The organism is Kribbella speibonae (assembly GCF_004331375.1).
Classification (GTDB): Bacteria; Actinomycetota; Actinomycetes; order Propionibacteriales; family Kribbellaceae; genus Kribbella; species Kribbella sindirgiensis.
Genome location: NZ_SJKC01000002.1, coordinates 769,831 through 786,864 on the forward strand (window position 1 = coordinate 769,831; position 17,034 = coordinate 786,864).

Here is a 17,034-nt window from a genome sequence, read left to right on the forward strand (position 1 = left end):
GTCCGCGCCTTCGCGCCGGCGCCGAAGCGAGGACGCGGATGAGCAACCCGCCCGCCGGCTGGTACCCCGACCCCACCGGCCAGCCGCACACGATCCGCTTCTGGAACGGCGAGAAGTGGACCAACAAAACCGAACACGAGGACAAAGCCGCAGCCCTCGCCGCCGCGGACGAAGAGTCCACCCCCCAACCGGCTGAGCCGACACAACAACAGTCCGAGCCGGCCGAGCCTGCCCCCAAGCCAGCCCAGCAGGACCCCGAGCCCGCCCAGCAACAGTTCTGGCCAACCCAGCCCGACCCGGAGCCGGCCCAGCAACAGTCCTGGCCCGCCCAGCAACAGGACCCTGAGCCCACCCAGCAGCCGTGGTCCGGCGAACAGCAGTGGCCAGCGCAGCAGCCCACCGACCCGTCGCAGCAGTCGGCCGACCCGTCGCAGCAGCAGTGGCCGGAGCAGCAGTCCGCCGAGCCCTCGCAGCAGCCGTGGTCCGCTAACCAGCAGCCGTGGTCGGCAGACCAGTTCAGCTCCTACGAACAGGCCGACACCGAGCAGACCCAGCAACAGTCCTGGCCTGCCCAACCGGACGCGTGGCAGCAGCAGGACAACTCCCCCACGCCGGACCAGCCTCAGCAGCAGCCGTGGTCAGGCAACCAGCAGCCGTGGTCAGCCGACCAACAGCCCTGGTCAGCGGACCAGTTCAGCTCCTACGAACAGGCCGACCCAGACACCGAACAGACCCAGCAGTGGCCCACCCAAGCCACCCCCGACCACGAGCAGACCCAACAACAACCGTGGTCCGCCCAGCAGCAGGCGTCTGGACCAGAGGGTCCTGGGCAACAGCAATGGCCCGAGCAGCAGTCCGCCAACCCGCCGCAGCAGCAGTGGCCGGAGCAGCCCACCGACCCGTCGCAGCAGCCGTGGTCCGCGAACCAGCAGCCGTGGTCAGCCGACCAGTTCAGCTCCTACGAACAGGTCGACACCGAACAGACCCAGCAACAGCCCTGGCCTGCCCAACCAGACCCCTGGCCGCAGCAGTCGCCCCAGCAGGGCAACCCCGGCGCAGCTGACCTGGAGCAGACCCAGCAGCAGCCATGGTCAGCCAACGACCAGCCCTGGTCAGCCGACCAGTTCACGGCGTACGACCACCCCACCCCAGACAACCAATCCCCACAGCAAGAGGCACCCCAGAACCGGGGCCCCGAGCAACAGCCCTGGCCAACAAACCAGCCCACCAACCACGAACAGCCAACACAGCAGCGCGGGCCGGTTGAGCAGCAGCCGGTTGAGCCGGTTCTGCCTGTGCAGAATGAGCCGCAGGGACCTGGTTTGCGGGCGGTGCAGCACACCGACTCCGGCGACGCGGCTCAAGCCGACCAAGCGGGCGGAGGCGGCTGGTGGCAACCCGCCGCGACTCCACAGCTGTGGGACTCACCGTCCCCCACCAACGACGGCCCTGCACCCGCCACCCCACACCTACGCGCAGTCGCACCGGACGCGGAGCCGTCGCCCACTGCCGGTGAACCTGCGTCCACGGCACCCGCCGGCGAGCCCGCCTCCTCCGAGTCGACCGAGGAGGAAGCAAGCCCAGCGGATCGTGCCCGCGCGACCTGGGGTGCGCCGGAGCTCGCCCCTGCACCGCCCGAACACTGGACGCAACGCGAGATCTCAGACTACGAAGCAGCACAGGCCGAGGCCGACGCCGACGTACAGCCGGAGGAACAGTCCAGCGGCTGGACCCTCAAGCTCGCCCCGGACCCGACCACCGACCCAACCGACGCGCAGACCGCCGCCACTCCCGCTCCGGCGGACGATCAGCAGTCAAGCGACGCACCAGCACCCCAGGCCGTGGACGAGCAAGCCGCACGGGTGGCCGACGAACGGGCCGCAGACGAACTGGCCGCGGAGCAGGCAGCCGATGAAGCCGAGGCCGCCGGTCAGCTGTCTCCGAACTGGGGCAGCCAGTCCGGAGACGAGGAAGACGAGCAGGCGCTCGACATCCCCGCCTGGGGTGTCGAGGCCTCGGACGAAGACGACTCGAAGACGCCCGCGGAGGCCGCTCCACTCTGGACCGTCCCTGGGACACCGGACCCCGCTCCCACTCCGGAGCCGCCAGTGCAGCTCTGGGGCGACCAGCCCCAGCAGCAGACGCCAGCCCAGGACCAGAACTGGAACGGACAACAGTCCGCGTCGGCCGACAACGGCTGGGGTGCAGCTGACCAGCACGGCGTACAGGAATCAGGGCCGTGGGGACAGCAGGCAACTGCAGGCCCTCAGACCGGCCAGCAGACTGGCGACCAGTCGTGGGGCGGACAGTCCTGGCCGGTGGAGCAGCCCAGCAACCAGCAGAACGTGCAACCGAACGCCCAACAGACCGCACAGGCTGGTCAACAGCAGTGGGGTGCCCAACAGGGTGCTGGTGTGCAGCAGGGTGGCCAGCCGGCGTGGGGCGACCAGCAGACGCAGCGTGCCTGGGGCGACGACGGGAGCGGGGCTTGGGGCGGCCAGACCGACCTGAGTTCCGGTGTCGGCAAGCGGGACGGCAAGAGCAAGAAGTCGAAGAGCTCCGGCGGTGGCGGCCCGTTCGGCGGAAAGATGCCGTTGATCATCGCCGGTGGAGTTGCGGTGGTAATGCTGATCGTCGCCGCGGTCGTCCTCCTGACCAAGGGGGACGACACAACGGCCGACCCCGGCGGGACGGGTACGCCGACGCAGAGCGGCTCGCCCTCGCCGACGAACCAGTCCAGCACCAAGCCCGGTCAGTCGAAGGACCCGAAGCTGCACGAGGGCGCCGACCGGATCGCGGCGGACGCGATCTCGTTCCCGCGCCGGAACCCGCCGTGGTCCGACCGCAAGCGCCTCGTCGAGCAGCTGATCAACTCGAACGGGCAGCGCATCGTCCTGAAGGAGGACGTCGTCGAGAAGGACGACTGGAGCGCCGACATCTTCGTCGGCGGTCTGGGCACCGCCTCCGGATTCAACGGCGACCCGAAGGCGACCGCGGCGTCGCTGTCGATCAAGCTGCGCGAAAACATGTACGGGAACATCCCGGTGACCTTCAAGACGGTCGCCAACGGCCCGGTGAAGCGCACCGACAAGGCAGGCTGGGTCTTCGTGCAGACCGCCACCGCGACGACCACCGCGGTGACCGATCGGGTGCTTACCCTGACGGTGGCCGTTTTCGACCTCGGTGACGGGACCGCGGTCGCGTACATCAGCGGCATCCCGAACAACCGCCCGGACCTGAAGAAGGCCGCGGACCAGGCCTACCTAGGAATCAACGTTGGCTGAGAACGAAGACCAGAACCCCGCGCGCCCCAACCCCCCGGAGGGCACGCCGGACAACTCCGCACGCCCCGCCGACCCGTTGGCCGGCACTCCCCAAGCACCCCCACAGCCCCCATCCCCCGGCCAACCACAAGGTCCGGGGCCGGCGCAGGGTGCGGGACCGTCGGGTTCGGGACAGGTGCAGGGTTCGGGGCAGGCTGGTTCGTCGGATGCGTTGTTCGGACAGTCACCTGCTCCGGCACCGCCTCCCCCGCCACCGGGCAGACCGCAACACTCGGCCCCACAACAACACTGGACCAACCAACCCCCGCAGCAGCCGCCGGCCGGTGCACGACCGACTGGCCCACAGCACAGCGGACCTCAGCAGTCCGGCGGCCAGCAGCCGGGTGGGCCGCAGACGGGTGGTCCGCGGCCGGGGCAGCAGCAGCCTGGTCCGCAGCAGGCAGGCCCACAGCAAGCGCGCCCACAACACGCGGCTCCTCCGGCTGCACCGCAGTACAGCGGCCAACGGCCTCCCGCGCCTCAGCAAGGCCAGCCGTCCCAACCACCAACAGGCCAACCACAACCAGGCCAGCCGCAGCCCCGCCCCGGACAGGCAGGTCCCGGACAGCCGGGGCAGATGTGGGGTGTGCAGCAGCAGGGGCAGCAGGCGGGTGGTTGGCAGGTGCAGGCGACTGGGCCTCAGCCTGGTCGGCCGCAGTTCGGTCAGCAGGGCCCGCAGCAAGGACAGCAGGCCGGTCAGCCGGGTCCCCAGCGAGGCGGACAGCAGGCGGGGCAATCGGGTCCTCAGGGTGGGGCGCCGGCTGGGGGTCGTGGTGGGGCGCCGTTGGCGTTTACTGAGGTGATTTCGAAGGCGGCTGGGCCGTATGCCGCGGGCGCCGCCGGGCAAGGTCCTGGCGCGGCCGGTGGGCAGGGTGCGGCGGCGCACTCGGGCGGCACCGGTGCTGGAGCGGTTGCAGGCGGGCACGGCGCAGGTGCGTACTCGGCCGGGCCTGGTGCAGGTACGCAGTCAGGCGGACATGGCGCAGGTGCGCACCCAGGCGGGCACGGCGCAGGTGCGCACTCAGGCGGCCAGGGCGTTGGTGCGGCCGGGGCGTACTCGGGTGGGCCCGGTGGGGCCGGAGCGCACTCTGCTGGGCATGGTGCGGGTGGACACGGCGCCGGGGCTCACTCTGGGCATGGGGCTGGGGCTATTGCTGTGGGGGGTAGTGGGCGGGCTCGGGCTATTGGGGCTGTGGTTTTGGTGGTGGCGGCGTTGGCTGCTACTGGGTTGAGTGCTGGGTGGATCCTGACCAAGGCCGAGGCCGTGACGCCGGTGCCGTTGCCGACGGTGGGGAAGCCGATGGAGACGGTCAATCCGTCGGCGAAGCCTACGAAGACGCCGACGCCGGTCGGCAAGGTGCTCGGGACCGAGATTGTTGCTTCCAACAACGACTCGATGCCGATCATGAGTTCGGCCTGGGGCAACACCGTCGAGCGCACGGGACTGTGGGGCGGCGCCGCGATCTGGCTGACGGTGCACAGCAACTACGTCAAGGGCAGGAGCTGGGGCAACTACGTCGCCTTCGGTCAGCTGCCGCCGGAGATCCCGTACACGAACACCGCGGCCGGTCGCAGGGCGGCTGCGGCCCAGGTCGGCGGTCGCACGCTCGTCAACCTGTACGACAAGGACACGCAGGTCATCAAGGGCAGCGTCGTCCACAAGGCGATCACGGTCAACGGCCATCCGGGCCACGAGATCGTCGCCAAGGTCCCCGTCAAGGTGGCGAAGCTGCCGGAGACGTTCTCGACGATCATGATCGCGGTGGTCGACCGCGGTGACGGTACGGCGGCGGTGTCGGTCGCCGACCTCGCCGGCTCCACCCCGGCCTGGCAGAACGTCTGGCGCTACAAGGTCTCCCAGATGAAGCTGAAGTAGCAGAAGGGCCGGCAGGGAACACCCCCGCCGGCCCTTCACCAAACCCAACGTCAGCCGCGCACCTCTGCGCAGGCGGCGATCCACCGGTCCAGCACGTCCTTCGCCGCCCCGGAGTCGATCGCCTCGGCCGCACGGTCCATCCCGGTCCGGATCCGCTCCGTCACGCTGCCTGTCTCCGGCGTGTACGCCGCCAGCGCCGCGCCGGCGTTCAGCAGTACGACGTCCCGCACCGCGCCCGGCTCGCCGTCGACCAGTGCGCGCACGACCTTCGCGTTGAACGTCGCGTCGGCGCCCTTCAACGCGTCCGCGGACACCGGCTCGATACCCAGCTCCCGCGGGTCGAGCGTGACCGGCCCCTCGACCTTGCCACCGCCGACGATCCATACCTGTGACGTCGTACGCGTGGTCAGCTCGTCCAGCCCGTCGTCGCCGTGGAACACGAGCGCGTCGATCCCGCGCCGCGCCAGTACGCCGGCCATCAGCCCAGCGATCCGGCCGTCGCCGACGCCGACCGCCTGCGCGGACGGATTCCCGGGGTTCGCCAGCGGACCGAGGAAGTTGAACGTGGTCGGCACCCCGAGCTCACGACGCGGTACGGCGGCGTGCCGCAGCGCGGGGTGGAACGCCGGGGCGAAGCAGAACGTGATGCCGGCCCGCTCCCCCACCTCGGCGACCTGCGCCGCGGTGAGGTCCAACGGAATGCCGAGCTCCTCGAGGACGTCCGCCGCACCGCAGGCCGACGACGCGGCGCGGTTGCCGTGCTTCAGCACCTTCGCGCCGGCGCCCGCGGCGACGATCGCGGACATCGTGCTGATGTTCACCGTGTGGGCTTGGTCACCGCCGGTACCGACGACGTCCAGGGTCCGGCCGGGCACCGTGATCCGGGTGGCGAAGTCGCGCATCGTCGCGACCAGTCCCTCAACCTCGGTGACCGTCTCGCCCTTGGAACGCAGCGCGATCACGAACCCGGCGAGCTGCGCGGGCGAGGCCGCTCCGGACAGGATCTGCTCCATCGCCCACGCGGTGGCGGAGGCCTCCAGGTCCTCACGCCGCAGCAGCGGATTCAGGACCTGCGGCCACGTGTAGGCGCCCATACGTCAGGCGGTCGTGGCGGGCAGCTTGGCGAGGCGCGCGCGGAGCAGGTCCGCGGTGACCTCGGCCAGCTTGATCGGGTCGATCGGGTGCGAGACCGCGCCCTCGGCCCGCGACCAGGTCGCCAGCCACGCGTCCTGCGGGCGGCCGGTGATGACGAGCACCGGCGGGCACTGGAAGATCTCGTCCTTCAACTGCCGGGCGATCCCCATGCCGCCGGCCGGTACGGCCTCGCCGTCCAGGATGGCCAGGTCGATGCCGCCCTTGTCCATGACCTTGATGACGGCCGGCTCGGTGGCGCACTCGACGTACTCGAGCTCGGGCAGATCGGCCGCCGGCCGCTTGCCGAGGGCCAGCCGGACGGACTCCCGCGTCGTACGGTCGTCGCTGTAGACCAGGACCTTCAGCGGACGCTCTGAACTCATCGATCCATCCCAAGCTTGTTCAAAAGACGACTGGACACCCGGAATGCTACCGGGGCGACTGATCAGCCCGGCGAGCCTGTTCCTCCAAGCGGTCCAGGCGCCGGTCCTCGCGGCGCGCCTCGCGCTGGGACTCGCGCACCCATTGGACGAACAGGACGGCGAAGAACACCACGCCGACGATGTCGCCGGAGCCCCACAGCAGACCGCCGGCGATGTACTGGTCGCGCAGCGGCGACGGCGACCAGGACCGGCCGAAGCTGGTGTACCAGTCCTCGGCGATCAGCGTGTTCGCGGACATGATCGTGATGCCGAGGAACGCGTGGAACGGCAGCGTGAGGAACGTCAGGATCAGCCGGAACGGGTAGATCACCCGGCCGGGCACCGGGTCGAGCCCGAGCAGCGGCCAGAAGAACAGCGAGCCGACCAGGATGAAGTGCAGGTGCAGCAGATCGTGCAGCGCGGTCGACCGCAGCGTGGCGTCGTACCAGCCGCTGAAATAGAGCGCCCAGGGGCTCAGAACGAACAGCGTGAAGCCGATCAGCGGGAAGCAGACCACCTTCGCGAACCGCGAGTGCAACACGGAGAGCAACCACTTCCGCGGCTGCTGCGGCAGCGTCCGAAGCGCCAGTGTCACCGGCGCGCCGAGCGCCAGCGCGAGCGGCGTCAGCATCGACAGGATCATGTGCTGCACCATGTGCACGCTGATCAGCACCGTGTCGTAGGTGCCGAGCGCCGACTGGGTGGCGATCACGGCGCTTCCGAGCCCGACGCCGACGAACGCGAACGTCCGGCCGCGGGACCACTTGTCACCGCGTTTGCGCAGCTTGTGGACGCCGTACAGGTAGACCGCGGCGAGGACGACGATCACGGCGAGTAACACCGGTTCGAAGGTCCATGCCGTCAGCAACCGGAGCGGCGTCAGCGGCTCGATCCGGTCGCCGGGCGTGGCGTGAAGGGGAAGCACGCTTCCACAGTAGAAACCATTACTTGACGACATGCATGGGGGTGGTCGTGTCAGTTGATCCGCGGACCGACATAATGACCGCGTGGCCACTGCAACCGCGCTCCCAGCGTCTCGTGAACACGGACACCACGACCGTCCCAGCATGGTCAGTGTCGGCACGATCGTCTGGCTCTCGAGCGAACTGATGTTCTTCGCCGCCCTGTTCGCGGCGTACTTCACGATCCGGTCGGTGACGACCGCCGCAGCCGCTCCGGGCACGGAGACGCTGTGGGAGGTCATGACGCACCACCTGAACGTCCCGTTCGCCGCGGTGAACACGACGATTCTGGTGGCGTCGTCCTTCACCTGCCAGTTCGGTGTCTTCGCGGCCGAGCACGGCCGGGTCGGCCGGACCGGCTCGGTGCTGAACATCCGCTCCTGGGGTATGCGTGAGTGGTTCATCCTCACGTACCTGATGGGCGCGGTCTTCATCGCCGGCCAGGTGACCGAGTACGCCGAGCTGGTGCACGAGGGCATCACGATCTCGTCGAACGCGTACGGATCGGTGTTCTACCTGGCCACCGGCTTCCACGGTCTGCACGTGACCGGCGGCCTCATCGCTTTCGTGTTCGTCCTGGCCAGGACGTACATGGCTCGTAAGTTCACCCACGAACAGGCCGTCTCGGCGATCGTCGTGTCGTACTACTGGCACTTCGTCGACGTGGTCTGGATCGCCCTGTTCGCGACCATCTACCTGCTCAAATGAGTGAGAAGAGACCTTCCTTGTCACCGGCGCGCTTTCTCTCCGCGCGACGACGGCACCGGTCCGCCGGCCTCGTCGTGCTCCTGTTCGGCCTCCTGGCAGTGGGGTCGGCGTACGCCGCCTTCGCCCCTGACAACGCGGTGGCGGACAACTCGGCCCAGTCGCAGCAGATCGAGGAGGGCAAGAAGCTCTTCGCGGTCGGCTGCTCCAGCTGCCACGGCCTGAACGCCGAGGGCGGCGGGAACGGCGAGGGCAAGATGGCCGGCCCGTCGCTGATCGGCGTCGGCGCGGCCGCGGTCGACTTCCAGGTCGGTACCGGCCGGATGCCGGCGATGCAGCCGGGCGCGCAGATCCCGCGCAAGGCCCCGGCGTACTCCGAGGAGGAGATCGAGGCCCTGGCCGCGTACGTCGCCTCGCTCGCCCCCGGCCCCTCGGTCCCGGGCTCGGAGTCGTACGACGTGAGCAAGGCCACGGACGAGCAGGTCACCCGCGGTGGCGAGCTGTTCCGCACCAACTGCACGGCCTGCCACAACTTCGCCGGTCGCGGTGGCGCGCTGCCGAACGGCAAGTACGCGCCGTCGCTGATGGGCGTCAGCGAGAAGCACATCTACGAGGCCATGCTGACCGGCCCGCAGCAGATGCCGGTCTTCTCCGACCAGGTCATGCAGCCGGAGGACAAGCGCGACATCATCGCGTACCTGAAGGCGCTGGAGACCCAGAAGGACCCGGGCGGCTTCGGACTCGGCCGGCTCGGCCCGGTGTCCGAGGGTCTGTGGGGCTGGTTCGTCGGCATCGGCCTGCTGGTGGCGGTAGCGGTCTGGATCGGCGCCAAGGGCGTCAAGGCCAAGGGAGCGAAGGCCAGTGAGTGACGAGAAGAGGCTGCCGGTGAAGTCCGAGGACGAGCACGGCACCGCGGTCGAGGTGGCGGAGCCGATCCCGGACCCGGGTCTGGAGCCGCACGAGCCGCGGATCACCGACATCGACCCGAAGGCGGCCGACCGCGTCGAGCGCCAGGTGTCGGGGATGTTCGGCCTGGCGACACTGCTGGTCATCGGTTCGTGTGTCGCGTACTTCGCCATTCCGCGGGACTCGATCATCGAGTTCGGCCCGCTGTCCGGCAACGCGAACAACATGGTCATCGGCCTGTGCATCGGGCTCGCGCTGTTCCTGATCGGGGCGGGCGCGATCCAGTGGGCCAAGAAGCTGATGGTCGACGAGGAGATCTCCGAGGAGCGGCACGCCGCACACTCCTCGCCGCAGCAGATCGCCGAGATCACCGAGGCGTTCCAGCAGGGCACCGCGGAGTCCGGGTTCACCCGGCGCAAGATGATCCGCAACTCGCTGATCGGCGCCCTCGGCGTCCTCGGCCTGCCGGCGATCATCCTGCTCCGCGACCTCGGCCCGCTGCCGGGCCGGGCGCTCTACAACACGATCTGGGCGAAGGGCATCCGGGTCGTCAACGACGTCACCGACCGCCCGATCAAGCCGTCCGACCTGGTCGTCGGCCAGCTGGTCAACGCGGCGCCGGCCAACCTGGCCCCGCTGCAGGAGGAGAGCGCGGTCGAGTACCAGAACGCCAAGGCGAAGGCCGCGGTGATCGTGGTCCGGATCAAGCCGAGCGAGATCCGCACCAAGCCGGGCCGGGAGAACTGGGGCGTCGACGGCATCCTGTGCTACTCGAAGATCTGCACCCACGTCGGCTGCCCGATCTCGCTGTACGAGCAGACCACGCACCACGTGCTCTGCCCGTGCCACCAGTCGACCTTCGACCTCGCCGACAGCGCCAAGGTCGTCTTCGGCCCTGCTGCCCGCCCGCTGCCTCAGCTACCGTTGGCAGTGGACAGTGAGGGCTACCTGGTTGCGCAGAGCGGCTTCCACGAGCCGGTCGGCCCGAGCTTCTTCGAACGAGGGTGACAACAGTGTCAACAAGCACAGAGTTCCCTGGACCGGTCAAGTGGGTCGACGATCGCCTCGGCATCGCGAAGATCGGGAAGAAGAACCTGCGGAAGATCTTCCCGGACCACTGGTCCTTCATGCTGGGCGAGATCGCGCTCTACAGCTTCATCATCCTGATCCTGACCGGCACCTTCCTGACGTTCTGGTTCAAGCCCTCGATGGCAGAGGTCGAGTACCAGGGCTCGTACAGCCTGCTCAAGGGTCTGCACATGTCGGAGGCCTACGCCTCCACGCTGGACATCACGTTCGACGTCCGCGGCGGTCTGCTGATGCGGCAGATCCACCACTGGGCGGCCGTGCTGTTCATCGCCGCGATGATGGTGCACCTGCTGCGGATGTTCTTCACCGGCGCGTTCCGCAAGCCGCGCGAGCTGAACTGGCTGATCGGCTTCGGGATGCTGTTCCTCGGCATCATCGAGGGCTTCATCGGCTACGGCCTCCCCGACGACCTGCTGTCCGGTACCGGTCTGCGGATCACCAACGGCATGATCCAGGCGTCACCCGTGGTCGGCACGTACATGAACTTCTTCATCTTCGGCGGTGAGTTCCCGGGTGACGACTTCGTCTCCAGATTCTTCATCGTCCATGTGCTGCTGATCCCGGGCATCATCCTGGCGCTCGTCACGGCCCACCTGTTCCTGGTCGTGTACCACAAGCACACGCAGTACGCCGGTCCCGGCCGGACGCAGAAGAACGTGGTCGGCTACCCGCTGTTCCCGGTGTACACGGCCAAGGCCGGCGGTTTCTTCTTCGTGGTCTTCGGCATCACCGCGCTGATGGGCGCACTGATGCAGATCAACCCGGTCTGGCTGTACGGGCCGTACAACCCGGCCGAAGTGACCGCGGGCGCACAGCCCGACTGGTACATGGGCTGGCTGGAAGGCTCGGTGCGAATATTCCCCGGCTTCGAGTCGACGTTCTGGGGCATCACCCTCAGCTGGAACCTGATCATCCCGGCGCTGATCGTGCCACCGGCGTTCGTCACGCTGGTCGCGCTCTATCCGTTCATCGAGGGCTGGATCACCGGTGACAAGCGCGAGCACCACCTGCTGGACCGGCCGCGGGACGTCCCGACCCGGACCGGTATCGGCGTCGCGTTCATCACCTTCTACGCGATGCTGTGGATCGGCGGCGGTAACGACCTGATCGCCACCCACTTCAACCTGTCGCTGAACCACGTGACCTGGTTCCTGCGGTTCGCGGTGATCCTCGGCCCGATCCTGGGCTTCTGGATCGCGCGCCGCTGGGCGATCTCGCTGCAGCGGGCCGACCACGACCGGCTGATGCACGGCCTGGAGACCGGTGTGATCATGCGCTCCCCCGAGGGCAAGTACACCGAGAAGCACCAGCCGATCTCGACGTACGAGGCGTACTCGATCACCGCGCGGGACCGGCTCGTCCCGCACGAGATCGGCCCGGAGACCGACGAGAACGGCGTCCGCGCCCCGCGTCGGGCGCTGAACAAGGCTCGCGCCGCGCTCTCCCGCTTCTACTACGCCGACGCCGTCCAGAAGCCGACCGCTCAGGAGATCGAGGAGGCGCACGAGCACGCTCACGACGCCGACGAGATCCACGAGCTGACGGAGGACACGGAGACCTACCGAGAGGTCACGTCCGACCGCTCCTGACGTCTCGCAGAAAGGCCCCCGGCATCTCGCCGGGGGCCTTTCTCGTTATGTCAGTGCTTCAGACACCGCGGTCAGGTAGTCCTTCACGACGGCCTGCCGGCTGGGGTCGAGGGTCTGGGTGGCAGTGATCAGGCGGTCCAGGAGAGGGCCGAAGAACTGCCATCCGAGGGCTACTGCGGTGTCTGAGACCTGAAGGTGGGTACTGCGGGCGTCTGTGTGGCTTCTGAGGCGTTGGACGTGTCCGGCGGCCTCTAGGCGGTGGATGACGGCTGTTGTCGCCTGAGAGGTCATTCCGAGCTGTTGAGCGAGCCAACTGGGCGTGGCCTCCACTCCAGCGCGTTCGGCGTCCAGGAGTCGTACCAGCGCGCGTACGTCGGTCCGGTGCAATCCCGTCGTACCGGCGAACTCCCCGACGGCGAGGTCGTACCGCAGAGTGACCTCTCGCAGCAGGTGGACCACGTCCAGTGCGGCGGCTCGTTCCGGGTCGGCCGGTGTCACTCCTTCACGCATACCCGACAATTTACCTCACTGAGTGAGCTATTCTCGGCAGCATGAGCTTCCAGGACGCGTACGACGCTCTCCTCGCCCGCTGGGACGTACCGGTCGAGCAGCTCGAGCTGAGCGACGAGTTCGGTACGACGCACGTCAACGCGTGCGGTCCCGCGGACGGACCGCCTGTCGTACTGCTTCCGGGGCATGGGGCGACGTCACCGGTCTGGTTCGCGATCGCCCCGCGGCTGGCCGAGCGGTACCGCGTGTACGCGATCGACCTGATCGTCGACGCGGGCCGCAGTACGAACAGCGGGCGGACGCCCAAGACGCCAGCCGACCTGCACACCTGGTTGAGCAACACGCTCGATGGGCTCGGCGTCGGACGGGCGGTGCTGTGCGGTCACTCGTACGGCGCCTGGATCGCGCTCACGTATGCGATCGAGCACCCGGACCGCATCGAGCGCCTGGCTCTGGTCGACCCGACGGACTGCTACGTCGGGTTGCGCCTCCCCTACATCCTCCGGGCTCTACCTGGCCTGCTGCGGCCGTCTCGGGAGCGCAACGTCTCGTTCCTGCGCTGGGAGACGCAGGGGCTCCCGATCGACCCTCAGGTCCTGGAGCTGGCCGGCCTGGCCGCGGAGCAGCCGTCGACCCCCTTCGTCCGCACCAAACGACCCACGGACGACCAGCTGCAGGGCCTCGCTCCCCTGGTCTTCGTCGCAGGCCGCAGCAAGAGCCACAACGCGTCTCGCCTCACCCGCCGAGTCACCACGCTCTCCCCCGACGCAACCGTCGTACAGCTCGAAACCGCAACTCACCACTCCCTCCCATCACTCCACGCGGACGAACTGTCGGCCGCGTTGGCCCACGAAGTGCGGTGAAGCACAACAGCCTCCTGCCCGCGGGCATGCGGGGAGGAGGCTGTTGCGTCTTGGTGTGTCAGGAGAGGGCGGAGCCTGCCTTGTAGGCGGCCCAGGTGGTGTTCCAGTCGGTCCAGCCGTTACCGGGCTCCATCTTGCGCGTGGTGCCGGTGACGATAACCGGGTCGCCGCGGAGGGTCTGGTTGTAGTACCACTGGGCGTCCTTGAGGCTCATGCCGACGCAGCCGTGGCTGACGTTGGAGCTGCCCTGGCTGCCGGCCGACCACGGGGCGCCGTGGATGAACTCGCCGGAGCTGGTGACGCGCTGGGCCCACCGCACGTCGGGGATGTTGTAGTACTCCGGGTCGCCGGGCTTCAGGCCGACCGTCGCGGCGTCCATCCGCTTGACCGGGTACTTCTCCATAATCACCTTCACCCCGCTGCGGGTGGTGAAGCCGTCCTTGCCGGCGGTGATCGGGATGGTCCGCACCAGCTTGCCGTTGATCGTGACCGCCATCGTGTGCTTCTTGACGTTGATGTTGGTGACCACCGACTTGCCGATGGTAAACGCGATCGTCCGGCTCGCGGTGCCCCACGTGTTGTTACCCGCGTTGACGCCCAGGGTGCCGATGTCGACCGTCACCTTGGCGCCGGCCGGCCAGTAGTTCTTCGGGCGGTAGTTGACCTGCTTGCTGTTCACCCAGTGCCAGCTGCCGTCGACCGGGACCGAGGTCTTCACCGAGAGCCGCTTCTCGACCGCGGCGCGGTCCTTGACCGGGTTGTTCCAGAAGATCTGGATCGGCAGCGCGACGCCGACGGTCTCACCGTTCAGCGGGACGACCGAGGCCTTGAGGCTCTTCGACGCCTTCAGCGTCTTGAAGGTCGAGCTGATCGGCACCGTGGCGCCGTCGGTGCCCTCGGCCGAGCCGCTCACCGTGTACGACGCGCCGGGCTTGAGCTGCGGCGACGACGTCCACTGGGTCTTGTCGGCGTTGAAGCTGCCGGTGACCTTGTCGCCGTCGTCGTCCTTGAGCGTGACCGCGGTCAGCTTGCCGGCCGTGGTGGTCACCGTCACCGGCTTGTCCGGCTGCACCGACGAGGCGCCCTTGGCGGGCACGATCGCGATGCTGGCCGCTGCCGGGGTCTCCGACGGAGTCGTCGAGTTCCCTGGTGTGTTGGAGGCACCTGGCGAGTTGCTCTGCGACGTGGACGTGCTGGGCGTCGACTGGCCGTCGCCGCTATTGCTGCCTCCGGCCTCTGTGTCGCTACAGGCCGTACCGGCCAGCAGCAGGACGCAGATCCCCGCCACGGCAAGGCCGTGCTTCCTCACCGAACTGCTCACCATTCCCCAGATCTCCCCTGTTTAGTCAGACCGCGGTAAGGGTAACCTGCCGCAGCGACATTTCCCTGCATCCGCACACGTCGTTCCGGTACGGTCCACAACGCTCCGTACTGATTCGCACTACAACAGACGCACGAAAACGCCGCCCGGTTCGTTCCCGGACGGCGTTTTTCGTACGACTCTCAACTAGTGAGCGTGGTCACCGCGGTAGTACTCGAAGATGAACCCGCTCAGCGTGACGATGCCGATGCCGCAGCCGGCGATGAACAGCCACCAGCCGAAGACGATGCCGAGCACCACCACCGCCAGCGTCAGCGCGCACCACAGCGGCCACCAGGAGTACGGCGGGAAGAAGCCGAGCTCGCCGGCCCCTTCCACGATCTCCGCTTCCTTGCGGTCCTCCGGCCGGGCGTCCATCCGCCGGGCGGTGACGCTCAGGTAGAACGCCACCAGCAGCGCCAGGAAGAACGTCATCACCAGTGCGGTGGTACCGGTCGGGTCCTCGGACATCAGCCAGTAGATCGGCGTGACGACGAGTACGAACACACTCAGGATCCCGAAGACCCAGGCTTCGACCTTCACGCCTTGTCCTTCCCCTCGGTCTCCCCATCGACTGTGCCGTCGGCGATCTCCTCGAGGTGCTCGACCCGGCCCTGGTCCTCACCCGCGTCCAGCAGGTTGTCCTTGCCGGCCCGGTTGTCCGGGTACTCCGCGAGCGCCAGGTCGGCGTGGTGCAGGTCGAACGCCGGGGACTCCGAACGGATCCGGGGCAGCTTCTCGAAGTTGTGCCGCGGCGGGGGCGAACTGGTCGCCCACTCCAGCGACCGTCCCCAGCCCCACGGGTCGTCGACGCCCACGAGCGGCGTCTTGCGGGACTTGTAGATGTTGTAGAAGAACGGCAGCATCGACGCGCCCAGGATGAAGGCGCCGACGCTGGAGACCTCGTTCAGCGTGGTGAAGCCCTCGTTGGCGCCGTACGACGCGTAGCGCCGCGGCATGCCCTCGACACCGAGCCAGTGCTGCACCAGGAACGTGGTGTGGAAGCCGATGAACAGCAGCCAGAAGTGCAGCTTGCCCAACCGCTCGTCGAGCATCCGGCCGGTGAACTTCGGCCACCAGAAGTAGAACCCGGCGAACATCGCGAACACCACGGTGCCGAAGACGACGTAGTGGAAGTGCGCGACCACGAAGTACGAGTCGGACAGCTGATAGTCGAGCGCCGGCGACGCCAGGATGACGCCGGTCAGGCCGCCGAAGAGGAAGGTGGTCAGGAAGCCCACCGACCAGAGCATCGGGGTGTCGAACGAGACCGATCCGCCCCAGATCGTGCCGATCCAGTTGAAGAACTTCACACCGGTCGGGACCGCGATCAGGAACGTCATGAACGAGAAGAACGGCAGGTTCACCGCGCCGGTGACGAACATGTGGTGCGCCCACACCGCGACCGAGAGGACCGCGATACCGAGGGTCGCGCTGACCAGGCCGATGTAGCCGAAGACCGGCTTGCGGCTGAAGACCGGCAGGATCTCGGTCACGATGCCGAAGAACGGCAGCGCGATGATGTACACCTCGGGATGCCCGAAGAACCAGAACAGGTGTTGCCAGAGTATTGGCCCGCCGTTGGCCGCGTCGAAGACGTGTGCCCCGAGTGTTCGATCCGCCTCCAGCACCAGCAGCGCCGCCGCCAGGATCGGGAAGGCGATCAGCACGAGGATCGACGTGACCAGGATGTTCCAGGTGAAGATCGGCATCCGGAACATCGTCATACCGGGTGCGCGCATGGTGATGATCGTGGTGATGAAGTTGACCGCACCCAGGATCGTGCCCAGACCGGCCATCCACAGACCCATGATCCACAGGTCGCCGCCGATCCCCGGCGAACGGACCGCGTTCGACAGCGGCGCGTAGGCGAACCAGCCGAAGTCGGCCGCGCCGCCCGGGGTGAAGAAGCCGCTGATCGTGATCAGGCCGCCGAACAGGAACAGCCAGAAGCTGAACATGTTGAGTCGCGGGAACGCGACGTCGGGGGCGCCGATCTGGATCGGCATGATCTCGTTCGCGAAGCCGACGAACAGCGGAGTCGCGAACAGCAGCAGCATGATCGTGCCGTGCATCGTGAAGAGCTGGTTGTACACCTCTTCGTTCACGATCTGCAGGCCCGGCTTGGCCAGCTCGGCGCGGATCAGCAGCGCCATCACGCCGCCGATCAGGAAGAACGCGAACGACGTGACCAGGTACATGTGCCCGATCAGCTTGTGGTCCGTCGTGGTCAGGTACTTGACCAGCAACTCGCCCTTGCTGCGCCGCCGGGGCAGCGCGCTGGTGCTACCGATG

At 68.1% G+C, this 17,034-nt stretch carries 14 protein-coding genes; 7 read left to right on the top strand and 7 right to left on the bottom strand.

Features of this window, described 5'->3' with window-relative positions; all coding sequences use genetic code 11:
- The first annotated feature begins 38 nt into the window (after positions 1–38).
- Positions 39–3,284 (top strand): hypothetical protein, encoded by a 3,246-nt coding sequence (locus E0H92_RS17010; RefSeq protein WP_131496904.1) that lies wholly within the window; start codon positions 39–41, stop codon positions 3,282–3,284.
- Positions 3,285–4,527: 1,243 nt separating this feature from the next.
- Positions 4,528–5,199, top strand: coding sequence for a hypothetical protein (locus E0H92_RS17015; protein ID WP_238173465.1), 672 nt, complete (start codon positions 4,528–4,530; stop codon positions 5,197–5,199).
- Positions 5,200–5,249: 50 nt separating this feature from the next.
- Here E0H92_RS17015 and trpD read toward each other — a convergent pair whose 3' ends face one another.
- From trpD to E0H92_RS17030, 3 genes are read right to left on the bottom strand one after another with little or no spacing between them, the layout of a single operon-like run.
- The gene (gene trpD / locus E0H92_RS17020; protein ID WP_131496905.1) at positions 5,250–6,293 is read right to left on the bottom strand and encodes an anthranilate phosphoribosyltransferase; all 1,044 of its coding nucleotides are present in this window, start codon (positions 6,291–6,293) and stop codon (positions 5,250–5,252) included.
- A gap of 3 nt (positions 6,294–6,296) precedes the next feature.
- A complete protein-coding gene (locus E0H92_RS17025) occupies positions 6,297–6,716 on the bottom strand; it encodes an Rv3143 family two-component system response regulator (RefSeq protein WP_131462667.1) in 420 nt (139 codons plus the stop codon).
- A gap of 46 nt (positions 6,717–6,762) precedes the next feature.
- Positions 6,763–7,680, bottom strand: coding sequence for a cytochrome c oxidase assembly protein (locus tag E0H92_RS17030; protein WP_131462666.1), 918 nt, complete (start codon positions 7,678–7,680; stop codon positions 6,763–6,765).
- Positions 7,681–7,762: 82 nt separating this feature from the next.
- On the opposite strand from E0H92_RS17030, the gene ctaE reads away from it, so the two are divergent.
- The 4 genes from ctaE to qcrB are packed head-to-tail and all read left to right on the top strand — an operon-like array spanning position 7,763 to position 12,006.
- Positions 7,763–8,425 (top strand): aa3-type cytochrome oxidase subunit III, encoded by a 663-nt coding sequence (gene ctaE, locus E0H92_RS17035; protein WP_131288893.1) that lies wholly within the window; start codon positions 7,763–7,765, stop codon positions 8,423–8,425.
- Entirely contained in the window at positions 8,422–9,291 is an 870-nt protein-coding gene (qcrC, locus tag E0H92_RS17040; protein WP_131462665.1) for a cytochrome bc1 complex diheme cytochrome c subunit, read from the top strand. The genes ctaE and qcrC overlap by 4 nt, the downstream gene beginning before the upstream one ends.
- 52 nt (positions 9,292–9,343) lie before the next feature.
- Positions 9,344–10,336, top strand: a complete 993-nt coding sequence (gene qcrA / locus E0H92_RS17045) for a cytochrome bc1 complex Rieske iron-sulfur subunit (protein ID WP_420323486.1) — start codon at positions 9,344–9,346, stop codon at positions 10,334–10,336.
- Positions 10,333–12,006: a cytochrome bc1 complex cytochrome b subunit gene (gene qcrB / locus E0H92_RS17050; protein ID WP_131496906.1), complete on the top strand. Its 1,674-nt coding sequence runs from the start codon at positions 10,333–10,335 to the stop codon at positions 12,004–12,006. Before qcrA ends, qcrB begins: the two co-directional genes overlap by 4 nt.
- Before the next feature lie 45 nt (positions 12,007–12,051).
- Here qcrB and E0H92_RS17055 read toward each other — a convergent pair whose 3' ends face one another.
- The gene (locus E0H92_RS17055) at positions 12,052–12,516 is read right to left on the bottom strand and encodes a MarR family winged helix-turn-helix transcriptional regulator (protein WP_131496907.1); all 465 of its coding nucleotides are present in this window, start codon (positions 12,514–12,516) and stop codon (positions 12,052–12,054) included.
- Between the two features lie 41 nt (positions 12,517–12,557).
- Between E0H92_RS17055 and E0H92_RS17060 the strand changes: the two genes are divergently transcribed.
- Positions 12,558–13,379 (top strand): alpha/beta fold hydrolase, encoded by an 822-nt coding sequence (locus E0H92_RS17060; protein ID WP_131496908.1) that lies wholly within the window; start codon positions 12,558–12,560, stop codon positions 13,377–13,379.
- Between the two features lie 58 nt (positions 13,380–13,437).
- On the opposite strand, the gene E0H92_RS17065 is transcribed toward E0H92_RS17060, so the two are convergent.
- The 3 genes from E0H92_RS17065 to ctaD form a co-directional block, all read right to left on the bottom strand.
- Positions 13,438–14,688: a L,D-transpeptidase gene (locus E0H92_RS17065; protein ID WP_238173466.1), complete on the bottom strand. Its 1,251-nt coding sequence runs from the start codon at positions 14,686–14,688 to the stop codon at positions 13,438–13,440.
- A gap of 198 nt (positions 14,689–14,886) precedes the next feature.
- Complete coding sequence (locus E0H92_RS17070; protein ID WP_131288905.1) at positions 14,887–15,282, bottom strand: cytochrome c oxidase subunit 4; 396 nt, start codon at positions 15,280–15,282, stop codon at positions 14,887–14,889.
- Entirely contained in the window at positions 15,279–17,033 is a 1,755-nt protein-coding gene (ctaD, locus tag E0H92_RS17075; protein WP_476737463.1) for an aa3-type cytochrome oxidase subunit I, read from the bottom strand. Before ctaD ends, E0H92_RS17070 begins: the two co-directional genes overlap by 4 nt.
- Position 17,034: the final 1 nt, after the last annotated feature.

Excerpts from the sequence above, each read along its gene's own strand:
- E0H92_RS17055 (WP_131496907.1), bottom strand. The coding sequence starts at position 12,516 with ATGCGTGAAGGAGTGACACCGGCCGACCCGGAACGAGCCGCCGCACTG.
- trpD (WP_131496905.1), bottom strand. The coding sequence starts at position 6,293 with ATGGGCGCCTACACGTGGCCGCAGGTCCTGAATCCGCTGCTGCGGCGT.
- E0H92_RS17060 (WP_131496908.1), top strand. The coding sequence starts at position 12,558 with ATGAGCTTCCAGGACGCGTACGACGCTCTCCTCGCCCGCTGGGACGTA.
- E0H92_RS17010 (WP_131496904.1), top strand. The coding sequence starts at position 39 with ATGAGCAACCCGCCCGCCGGCTGGTACCCCGACCCCACCGGCCAGCCG.
- E0H92_RS17025 (WP_131462667.1), bottom strand. The coding sequence starts at position 6,716 with ATGAGTTCAGAGCGTCCGCTGAAGGTCCTGGTCTACAGCGACGACCGT.
- qcrC (WP_131462665.1), top strand. The coding sequence starts at position 8,422 with ATGAGTGAGAAGAGACCTTCCTTGTCACCGGCGCGCTTTCTCTCCGCG.